The sequence below is a fragment of the Candidatus Yanofskybacteria bacterium genome (assembly GCA_003514055.1).
Classification (GTDB): domain Bacteria; phylum Patescibacteriota; class Minisyncoccia; order 2-02-FULL-40-12; family GWA2-44-9; genus UBA12115.
The window spans coordinates 1-10,150 of the sequence record DOSG01000002.1 but is presented as its reverse complement, the minus strand read 5'-3'; the positions used below and the strand labels follow the sequence as shown (position 1 = coordinate 10,150).

Annotated in this window: 10 protein-coding genes and 1 tRNA gene; 2 read left to right on the top strand and 9 right to left on the bottom strand. The window is 43.1% G+C overall.

The features are described from left to right. On the top strand, positions 1-738 hold a 738-nt coding region (locus DEG18_00625), incomplete at its 5' end, for a hypothetical protein (GenBank protein HBX58102.1). Between the two features lie 4 nt (positions 739-742). Further along, positions 743-816: transfer RNA gene (locus tag DEG18_00620), tRNA-Pro, on the top strand. 221 nt (positions 817-1,037) lie between these two features. Here DEG18_00620 and DEG18_00615 read toward each other — a convergent pair. The 9 genes from DEG18_00615 to DEG18_00575 all read right to left on the bottom strand — a co-directional run. Beyond that, positions 1,038-1,697 (bottom strand): L-lactate dehydrogenase, encoded by a 660-nt coding sequence (locus DEG18_00615; protein HBX58101.1) that lies wholly within the window; start codon positions 1,695-1,697, stop codon positions 1,038-1,040. Continuing rightward, a complete protein-coding gene (locus DEG18_00610; GenBank protein ID HBX58100.1) occupies positions 1,669-1,848 on the bottom strand; it encodes a hypothetical protein in 180 nt (59 codons plus the stop codon). The genes DEG18_00615 and DEG18_00610 overlap by 29 nt, the downstream gene beginning before the upstream one ends. A gap of 257 nt (positions 1,849-2,105) precedes the next feature. Beyond that, positions 2,106-2,582 (bottom strand): nucleoside-diphosphate kinase, encoded by a 477-nt coding sequence (locus DEG18_00605; protein ID HBX58099.1) that lies wholly within the window; start codon positions 2,580-2,582, stop codon positions 2,106-2,108. Further along, entirely contained in the window at positions 2,579-3,454 is an 876-nt protein-coding gene (locus DEG18_00600; protein ID HBX58098.1) for an MBL fold metallo-hydrolase, read from the bottom strand. The genes DEG18_00605 and DEG18_00600 overlap by 4 nt, the downstream gene beginning before the upstream one ends. 45 nt (positions 3,455-3,499) lie before the next feature. Then, positions 3,500-3,784, bottom strand: a complete 285-nt coding sequence (locus DEG18_00595) for a hypothetical protein (protein HBX58097.1) — start codon at positions 3,782-3,784, stop codon at positions 3,500-3,502. A 53-nt stretch (positions 3,785-3,837) separates the two neighbouring features. Beyond that, complete coding sequence (locus DEG18_00590; GenBank protein HBX58096.1) at positions 3,838-5,385, bottom strand: hypothetical protein; 1,548 nt, start codon at positions 5,383-5,385, stop codon at positions 3,838-3,840. A gap of 62 nt (positions 5,386-5,447) precedes the next feature. After that, on the bottom strand, positions 5,448-8,279 hold the full coding sequence (locus tag DEG18_00585; protein HBX58095.1) for a vitamin B12-dependent ribonucleotide reductase: 2,832 nt from the start codon (positions 8,277-8,279) through the stop codon (positions 5,448-5,450). A 292-nt stretch (positions 8,280-8,571) separates the two neighbouring features. Beyond that, positions 8,572-9,747 carry a cell division protein FtsZ gene (locus tag DEG18_00580; protein HBX58094.1) on the bottom strand — a complete coding sequence of 392 codons (1,176 nt, stop codon included), beginning with the start codon at positions 9,745-9,747 and terminating at the stop codon, positions 8,572-8,574. A 124-nt stretch (positions 9,748-9,871) separates the two neighbouring features. Then, a partial coding sequence (locus DEG18_00575; protein HBX58093.1) for a hypothetical protein occupies positions 9,872-10,150 on the bottom strand: 279 nt, incomplete at its 5' end.

The window sequence follows — 10,150 nt, the reverse complement described above, 5'->3', positions numbered from 1 at the left end:
AGAAGGAGGGGTGAGCTTCTCGAAGCTATGATATTCTGGCAAATCAAATATGCCAGGTGGTTTGGCGTAGATGCCGACGCCGTAGCCGTCTCGAGGTATGATGATATAGCCAATGGAGTTGACTTAGTCGTTCAATTCTTGAAAGAAGGCGGATTCAAGTTTTTAGCCATGACCGTAGACGTAACTTCAAGTCCCGATCAGATGACTACTAAATTAGATAAAATTAAGAAAGACATCCTCGAAGGCAAGCTATCAAAGATCAAATATTTCGACCCAGACCCCAACAAAAAGAAACAGGCTAGCCTGAAGATCAGAGGCGAGCTAAGAGATATCCCAAGGGTTATAGTTGGAATAGACAATAGGACATTAAGGGAATTGAGCTTGTTGAAAATAATTATATCTGGGGCCTTCAAAGGAGCTCGCGACGAAAAAAATCCCAGAGATCTTAGAATGAGATTGAATGACAGGCACAAAGAAGCTGTTATAAAAATGGTAAATCATAGAGCCCAGATGATCGTACTTGAGCAGATTCAATTACAGCTGGCCACATTCTCTAAATTTGCCAGATCGAATAACAGAGCAGAGCTGGCCGACCAATACGACAACGACCTAGGAATCACAAACGAGATCCTAGAACAGAAAATGGCTAGCCTACAATTTACGCCAGAAGATTTCGTAGCGAATAGCGAAGACGAAGTGTTTGAATCTCTTCGATTAGGATTAAGAACTTTCAAGTAGAGCCCGGGCTGTAGTGTAACGGTAGCACGAGTCCATGGGGTGGATTTATTCCGGGTTCGAATCCCGGCAGCCCGACAAGCGAAGCGTAGGCGGGATGCGGCAGTAACCGAGCAAGAGCGAGGGAATGCCAAAGCCAGCAGGCGTGGTGCCCGACATCGGAAATTAAAACAGGGTTTTTCAACCCTGTTTTAATTCGCCGCACATGAGAGCAAGAGGCAGCGACTGAGCGCAGCAGTGCGTAGTGCCCGACACAAGATAGTAATAACATAAAACCACCGATCGGTGGTTTTATGTTATTACTATAGAATATATTGCCTTATGGCTTCGGCCGACTGCCTGAGCTTCTCTTTCTCTGATCCAACTAGCTCTAAATTCCAAATCTCTTTAATCCCCTGTCTACCGATCACGGCTGGCATACCTAGGCACACTCCGCTGATGCCACTATGATTCTCCAGTCTAGTTGAAATCGGCAAGACCTTATCCTGATCCAGAAGTATGGATTCAACCACATCAGAAACAACCGCAGCAATACCATAGAATGTCGCGCCCTTGCGATCGATAATATTTTTAGCGTCGTCTTTAACTTTTTGAGCTATTTCATCTATCCTATCTTGAGATAGCTTCTCCCTAATAGGCACACCGCCGACATTAACCGTACTCCAGGCCACAAATTCGCTTTCGCCATGCTCACCCAAAACAAAGCCACTAACACTTTGCGGATTAACATCTAGGGCAAGGCCAATTTCGGTCCTAAGACGAGCAGTATCTAAACTTGTACCCGTACCGAAGACTTGCGTCCTGGGTAAGCCAGATAATTCTTGAGCATAGTAAGCCATTATGTCGACCGGGTTGCTAACAATTACGATCACTGCTGATGGGTTCAACGGTTTGAGCTGACCGAAGATAGATCGAATAATCTCTTTGTTCTTATTAACCAATTCGAGTCGATTTTGNNTCATTGATATCCATAACCTCGCCCTCTTCTTTAGCTTCGTTAATATCGACAAGGATAACTTCAGCAGCTAGGTTTTTCATCACTAAAGTATAGGCCGTAGTTGCTCCGACCGACCCAGCTCCAATGACTGCTATTTTAGACATCGTATTTTCCATAACCAAATTTTACTAAAAAAACAAAAAATCCGCCATGAGCGGAATTCTTGTTGAGCCTCTCTTCATATTCGCCAAGCTCAGCTTTTTTACTGGTGGGTCCCCGCAATATAATCCATCGGAATCTAGAAAAAATAAGACTCGCCAGAATTATAAGATATGAGGGTCCCTGAAAAAATTACTTGTCCTGAGCTTTTGCAAACAAAAGAGGGGCCTACCTACATTATAGCCCCTCTTTTAATTAGCGGAAGTGGATAGCTTTAGGCTAATTCGTCTTCAGCATAATAATAGCCAAAATCTGGCTTATTATAATCAAACAGCTCCTTCTTGGTAAAGAATATTCCAATCTCTCTTTTTGCCGCGGCCACGTCCTCGGATGAATGAACTATGGTATTAGCGATCGACATACTATAGTCGCCCCTTATGGTGCCAGAAGGCGCATTCTTGCCATCAGTTGGACCGCACATGGCTCTTACGACTCTGGTCACCTCTAGGCCCTCGAAGACAATCATCACTACCGGCAATCTCTTCATGCCCTCCTTCAATCTTGGCAAAAACGGTTTGCCCTTATGTTGGGCATAATGCTTATCCAGAAGGACATCGCTTAGCTTCATCATCTTCATGCCTGAAATCTTAATACCTTTGTCTTCGAAGCGAGCTATAATCTCGCCAACTAATCCCCTCTGCAAAGCATCGGGCTTCAATATGACTAGCGTTTTCTCTTTTGTGTTTTTCATTTTGATTTATTAACTTTAAAAAAATTACCGTCGGAGACGACCTCAATGTCTCCATCGGCATCAGTACGATAATACTTTATTCCATTATTTTCAAGTCTCGATATGACGATTGGCGAAGGATGGCCGAATGTGTTTTTAGCTCCTACTTCGATCGTAGCTACTTCAGGCGAGACAGCGCTTAGGAATTTTGTGGAGGTTGAGGTTGCTGAACCGTGATGACCAACTTTCAGAACATCAGCCGAGAGATCAATATCGCTAGACATCATAGCATTCTCAACTTTGGCACCAGCGTCACCAACAAATAAAACTCTAAAGTTTTCGTACTGAAGCATAGTCACAATTGAATCATCATTTGGGTTCTTCGACGTCTTTCCTTCAAGAGTATCCTCGGGATGTAAAAAGGTAATTGTAATGCCTTCGCCTAAATCCATATATCCCCCAGCCTTAGCTTCAATCTCATTAGCGCCCTCGGCCAGCTTTAATTGGTTCCACTTTGAAACCTCTGAGCTGGAATATCCGATTTTCGTATCAACAATATTGTTCACGTCGTATCTATCCAAAACGCTCATTAGTCCTGCTATGTGATCGCTATGCTTGTGGCTAGCGATTAACACGTCGATATCTTTGTCATAGAAAGGCATGCGGCTAGATATCTTGGATAGCACCGCGTCACTCGGCCCGCCATCAATTAATATTTGTCGGCCGGCTGGAGTGACAATGAATCCAGCGTCGCCCTGCCCCACATCCAAGAAATATATTTTCAAAAAGCCATCATTGACTCTTGCCAAGCTAGTGGTTGCGATGGCGAACACTAGTAAACAAGCAAAAATAGTTAGATGAATAAACCCAACTTTTTTATAATCCACAACCATATGTAAATATTATTACAGATACCAAGAGAAACAAAAAGCCGTCATTTAGACGGTTTCAATTTTTCTGCCGCTCTTTCTTTCGATGCGCTCCTTATCTATGGGATAGAAATGAAACCAAAACTTGGCAAAGCATTTAGGGCATTCCATGATAACCATCCCCAAATCTCTTTTTGGCGTCGGGGCAATTGGGGAGAAGCCAACGATATATATGGCGAAATTATCTCCGTAGAATTTTATTCCACACGTGGGACAAGAGTGAGAAGGGGCATACGAGATAGAGTCGTCATATTTTTGCCCCCAGGCATCAATCTTGACCTCCTCGTTCACCATATCGGTCCCTTCTCGTAAAGAATTGCGTCTAAAAAACTTCCGTGACAATACCACTAAAAATCCGCGCGGTCAATCACATATTTTTTATAAAGATAGATTGCAGAGATAATTATGAATGCATGAACTAAAATTACTGCCCACCAAGACATCGAAACGCTAATAGCGGCGAACGGTAGTGAGCCGAAGAATTCAACTACTTTAATCTGGTAAGTAGTTATGGCCCAGGCGAATAGGCCAATAACCTTGCCGAGAATGGGTAAGATCATGCCGGCGATACCGGCGATAAATCCCAGCAGCATGGCCACCGGCACAAAAGGTAAGATTAAAATATTAACTAGCAACGACACTATTGAAAGACTCTTGAAATAATAAATAAGTAACGGCAGGACAAAAATTTGAGCCGACAATGTCATCATAGCGGTTTCCTTGAGGCTCCCCATGGCAGGCCATTTTTTTGTTAAGCTATCCAGCGTTGGGTAAAAATAAATAATTCCGATTACGGCCAAGAAGGAAAGCTGGAAGCCGATATCGAAGACGAGCACGAAGGGATTTATTAAAATCATGGCAGTAGCTGCTAGAGCAATTGAGATTTTATTATCATAGAGTCGACCGTAGCCATTGGCAAAAAGAAGTAACAATCCCATCAATGACGCCCTAACGACAGACGACGATGCGCCGGTCAGGATTGTAAACAGAATTATTCCCAAAACTGACAGCCAGAAGGCCTTACGCCTAACCATAAATAAGATAAAGATACTCAAAAGCATCTCCGATACTATGGCTATATTGTATCCAGATATAGCTAAAATATGAGAAGTGCTAGTCCTAGCAAAATCATCTTTTAGATCTTGTGGAATATTCTGTCGCGAGCCCAATACAATTCCATTTATGAATGCGGCGTTAGGCTCTGAGATTGATCTATTTACGGAATCTTCAAACTTCCCCTTTATATTAAAGAGGATGCTATAGGTTGCCACCTTAGCTCTGTCAACAAAATTTAATTTCAGCTTATCATCTTTTTCTATCTTCGGATAAGAAGTTATCGTCGAAATGCCATCCTTCCTCAGATAAGTTACGTAATCAAACGTATCAAAATTCTTAGGAAGTTGGACGATGGCCGATAATTTTAGTATATCTCCGTAAGCATATTCGGGATATTTGGGCAAAGTAATTAATATTCTTTCATCGGCATAAATTCCGTAATTAGGAAATATAATCTGCTTGACCCTCAGAACGAACTTCGAAGACTTCTCATTGACATCTATCTCTGAGTCTACGTAACCTCTCAAAGTAACTGTAATATTTTTATCAGCTACCTCTTTCAGATAAGAATGGCCGAGGCTATATTGATTAAAGTACCAAAGACCTAAAGCAAACGACATAATCGTAAAACCAATTACAGCCCCAAGTTTTCTTCTAAATGCACCCCTGGGGCTATCGTCGAAAGTTTTTCGATAAATAGATATAGAGATTATGGCAACTGCTACTAACAACAATGTCGGAATCACTGCATATGGCACGCCTACAATAGATGAACCGAAAACTCCGACAATGAAAGAGCACAGAAGGATAAAAAATACTTGAGACTTATGGAGATTCATTAATAGAAATTTACCAATATTTGGTTGATATTTAAAGAGCCCCCGAAGGGGGCTCTTTAAATTTAGTTACAGACTCCAGTAGTGGCAAAACAATTAGGGCAACTATAGCATGACCCAGCCTTAACCATTAGCGTACCACAGCCTCCACAGGGAGGTGCGTCCGCATTATGTACGATCGGACCGGCAATCCCAGGGTTTGCTGTCGTAGCAGTCTCTTGATTGATCGCCTTTGCCGCGGCCGAAGATATCAATTCCACAAGCAACGAGTCCGCTTCTGACTTAGCTCCCACACCAGATCCATTAATAACCGCATGCTCCGGGCCAAATATCTCCATCTTCTCTTCTGGAGTTAAGAATTTCATTCCAAGATATCTAAACACGTAATCGGTGATAGACTTGGCCATGGGCACATCTTGATTATTAGTAAAACCAGACGGATCGAATCGCATATCTTTAAACTTTTTTACTAACGTCTTAAGCGGCATGCCCGATTGCAAGCACATAGATATCAAAGTAGCTATGGTATTCAACAGCCCCGATATGGTACTCCCCTCTTTCGCGGCGACAAGGAATGTCTCGCCAGGTTTTTTAGTGTCTGGATAAAGCCCAACTGTTAGATAGCCCTCATATCCGCCCACCGAGAATTTATGAGTTATCGATGGCCTCTCGTCTGGCAATTTTATTCTGGTGTATCCATTTATCTTCTCGACTAATTTCCCATCATCCCCCGATACCTCGTCATCCTTCTTAGTATTTAATGGCTGAACAGACTTTGAGCCATCTCTATATATGGCAATGGCTTTCAGTCCCAGCCTCCAACCCTCGATAAAGACATTCTTGATATCTTCTCGGGTTGCATCATTCGGTAAATTTACAGTTTTAGATATGGCGCCAGATATAAACGGCTGCGCAGCGGCCATCATGCGTATATGGCCCATATAGCTGACACTCCTGGTTCCATTAGTAGCTTTAAAAGAGCAATCGAATACTGGCAGATGCTCATCTCTTATCCAGGGTGCACCCTCAATCGTTTCTTTCTCAATCATATATTTTGATATCGCCTCAATCTGATCGTTCTCGTAACCCAACCTTCGCAAGGCAAGAGGTACTTGATTATTAACCAATTTCAAAACTCCGCCGCCAACTAACTTTTTATACTTTATAAGAGCTAGCTCTGGCTCAATGCCGGTAGTATCACAATCCATCAAGAAAGAGATCGTCCCAGTTGGGGCTAGCACTGATGCCTGGGAATTCCTAAATCCATATTTCTTACCCAATTCCAAAGCTTCGTGCCAAACCATTCGCGATGTTATCTCTAAATAATTATCTTGTATGCCTACCCTCTGAGATTCTTCGTAAAGATCATTGGCGGCACTTAGATGTTTCTTTATAACTGAGAGCATTGGCTCCTTATTAACTTCGTAACCATTAAATGGCCCAGCAGTGTCAGCCATTAAAGCCGACATTCTATAGGCCTCCCCGCACATCACCGACGTTATGTGCGCCGACAATGCTCTGCCCTTGTCAGAGTCATACGGCAATCCCAAAACCATCAACAAAGCTCCTAAATTTGCATATCCAAGCCCTAACTGCCTGAAATTTATAGCATTTTCTGCGATCTTGGGCGTAGGATATGAAGAGTTGCCAACCAGAATCTCCTGGGCCAATATAATTGTATCCACAGCTCTTCTAAAGCCATCAACATCAAACTTACCGCCTTCACGTAAAAACTTCATTAAATTCAGGGATGCCAAATTACATGCACTGTTGTCGATATGCATATATTCGCTACATGGATTTGAAGCATTTATTCTTCCCGAATTAGGGCAGGTATGCCATTCGTTGATTGTCGTATCATATTGAATACCTGGATCGGCCGAGTGCCAAGTGGCATCAGCCATCCAATCCAAAACCTCTCTTGCCTTCAATGTCTCTAGCGATTTCCCTGTGGTGACAGCTCGTAAATCCCAATATCCATCGGCTTCAACGGCTCTCATGAACTCATCGTTAACTCTAACTGCATTATTAGCGTTTTGATATGGCAACAAGGTATACGGATCAAATATATCGGCAGTGATCGAATCTTTTATCCCGCTCATGGCCAGAGCCTTGGTCATGTCTTCTATGATTTTTTTACAATAAATAAAGTTTTTTATATCCGGATGATCAACGTTTAGAATGACCATCTTAGCTGCTCGACGTGTTGTGCCACCCGAACGAATCGAGTTAGCAACACCATCAGCACCCTTCATAAAGGAAACCGGACCAGACGAATATCCGCCGCGAGACAGGGCCTCTTTCGATGACCTCAGCTTGGAGAGATTTGTTCCCGAACCAGAACCATATTTGAAAATCCATCCCTCATCACGATACCAATCCAAGATTGATTGCATATTATCGTCTACCGATAGAATGAAGCAGGCTGAACACTGAGGCTTTTCGTGAACCCCAACATTAAACCAAACTGGGCTGTTAAAAGCGAAGTATTGATTTATGAGAAGCCACGTAAGGTCTTGGGTGAAATTTTCGGCGTCGGCTGGTGAAGCAAAATAGTTATCTTTTAATCCCCAATTGCCGATTGTTCGGGCAACTCTATCTATCATTTGCCTGGCGCTCTTCTCTCGATCTGGCGAATCCATGCGACCTCTAAAATATTTTGAGGCCACGATATCTGTAGCCGTCTGTGTCCAGAAATTTGGAACTTCAACATCTTTTTGCTCAAAGACAACACCTCCATCTCCCTTGGCTATCTTGGCAACTCTTTTTTCCCAAACAATTTCTCCGTAAGGATCGCCTGATCCAAAAATTCTTTCCCAACGTAATCCACGAGAATCATTGGCATTAGTTTCCTCAGATTCGATTAAATTTTCTTGACGATTTTGATCATTATTCATGTTACGCGACCAAGGCCTGAAACAATTAGCCCCGGTTCGCGGGACTAATGATTTTAGACATCGACTTTTTACTGCTTTAAACTCTAAATTTTAATACTTCCATTTAAACAGTTTACTACTCATTTTCAAGCATGGAGATTGTTGATAAGTGGCATAAATCCAAACTCTATTTGACCAGCGGTCAATAACAGATCAGAGCGGTCATGCTATCAAAACAAAAACTGAGCCAAGTCATATAAAAACAAAATCAGGCTCGCCATGCGGGCGAGCCTGATTAAATGACAGAAATCACCTATTTATTCATTTTTCGCCTAATAAAAGCAGGAATATCGAATTCCTCTTCATTCACCGTTGGGTCCACAATCTCTTTTATTGTCTGGCTTGGTTGTACCTGTTGCTGAGGTTGAGCAACCTGTTGGACATGTCCATGACTCATTCCCCCATTCTTGGAAATATTATCAAAAAGATTTGGCCCAGAATTAAAACTGCTCGCCGGCCTCGGAGATACTCCACCATTCGCGAAGCCAGTGGCGACAACCGTAATTTTTAATTCGCCCTTTTTTATTTTGTCATCAAGCACCGCCCCGAAGATAACTTTTGCATCCGGATCAATATGCTCGGTTATTATTCTGGCCGCTTCATTTATTTCAGCCATGGCCATATCAGGACCGCCAGATACATTAAATAGTACTCCCTTTGCTCCATCGATAGAGACCTCCAGCAACGGAGAGTTTATCGCCATCTTAGCCGCTTCGATAGCTCTATCTTCGCCACTAGCTCTCCCGATACCCATCAGGGCCGAGCCAGAATTAGCCATAATCGCCTTAACATCGGCGAAGTCGACATTAATAATTCCCGGTACAGTAATTAAATCTGAGATGCCTTGGACGCCCTGTCTTAACACATCGTCAACGATAGCAAAAGATTCCAACAACGGAGTCTTGCGATCAATAACTGAAAGAAGCCTGTCGTTAGGTATACTTATTAAAGCATCGACTTTATCTCGAAGAATATGCCATGAGTCCTCCGCTATCCTAGATCTCTGAGCGCCCTCAAACATAAATGGCTTAGTGACAACAGCGACTGTCAAGGCACCGACATCTTTTGCAATATCGGCAACCACTGGCGCAGCACCGGAGCCGGTACCACCACCGAGACCACAAGTTATAAAAACCATATCCGCGCCCTTGAGTGCTGCCATTATCTCTTCCTTGGTATCCTCTGCAGCTTGGCGGCCTATCTCTGGATTCATACCGGCACCAAGACCCTTGGTCAGGCTTTTACCGATATGTATTTTTACAGGAGCATTAGAGATGTGCAGAGCCTGAGCATCAGTATTAATAGCTATAAACTCAACGCCATGGATTCTGGCCTCGATCATTCTACCTAAAGCGTTGTTGCCTGATCCGCCAACTCCAACAACCTTGATCCTAGCAAATGTTTCAAATGGTGGTTTAACCTGTGGCATAATATTGTTTAGAGTTTAGAATTTTATCCTCACAATTTAGCTTTGTATATGCGTCTTATCACAAAAAGAAAAGGGGTGCAAGCAAGGCTCACATCCCTGTGGATAAAGCTGTTTATAAACACGACTAAGGCAAGAAGTTCTTCAACCAATCGGTCACCCTGCTAACTGCTCCTGCAGAATTTCTACTAGCTCCAGAGAAGCGTCCACCCTTTTGTCTTGAGTTTCCAAATTCCTTATCAAAACCCCAGGCTATTAAGCCGGTTGCCACAGAATAAGATGGATCCGCACCCATCAAGTCTACTCCGTCCATACTTATGGGTCGAGCAATCTTTACGGGCAATCTTAGGGCGGCCTTAACTAGAGAGGCGAAGCCTGGTAGATTTGATCCACCACCGCTGAGTAC

Coding starts and splice junctions, on each gene's coding strand:
- DEG18_00600 (HBX58098.1), bottom strand. CDS start 3,454: ATGGTTGTGGATTATAAAAAAGTTGGGTTTATTCATCTAACTATTTTT.
- DEG18_00580 (HBX58094.1), bottom strand. CDS start 9,747: ATGCCACAGGTTAAACCACCATTTGAAACATTTGCTAGGATCAAGGTT.
- DEG18_00590 (HBX58096.1), bottom strand. CDS start 5,385: ATGAATCTCCATAAGTCTCAAGTATTTTTTATCCTTCTGTGCTCTTTC.
- DEG18_00605 (HBX58099.1), bottom strand. CDS start 2,582: ATGAAAAACACAAAAGAGAAAACGCTAGTCATATTGAAGCCCGATGCT.
- DEG18_00595 (HBX58097.1), bottom strand. CDS start 3,784: ATGGTGAACGAGGAGGTCAAGATTGATGCCTGGGGGCAAAAATATGAC.
- DEG18_00585 (HBX58095.1), bottom strand. CDS start 8,279: ATGAATAATGATCAAAATCGTCAAGAAAATTTAATCGAATCTGAGGAA.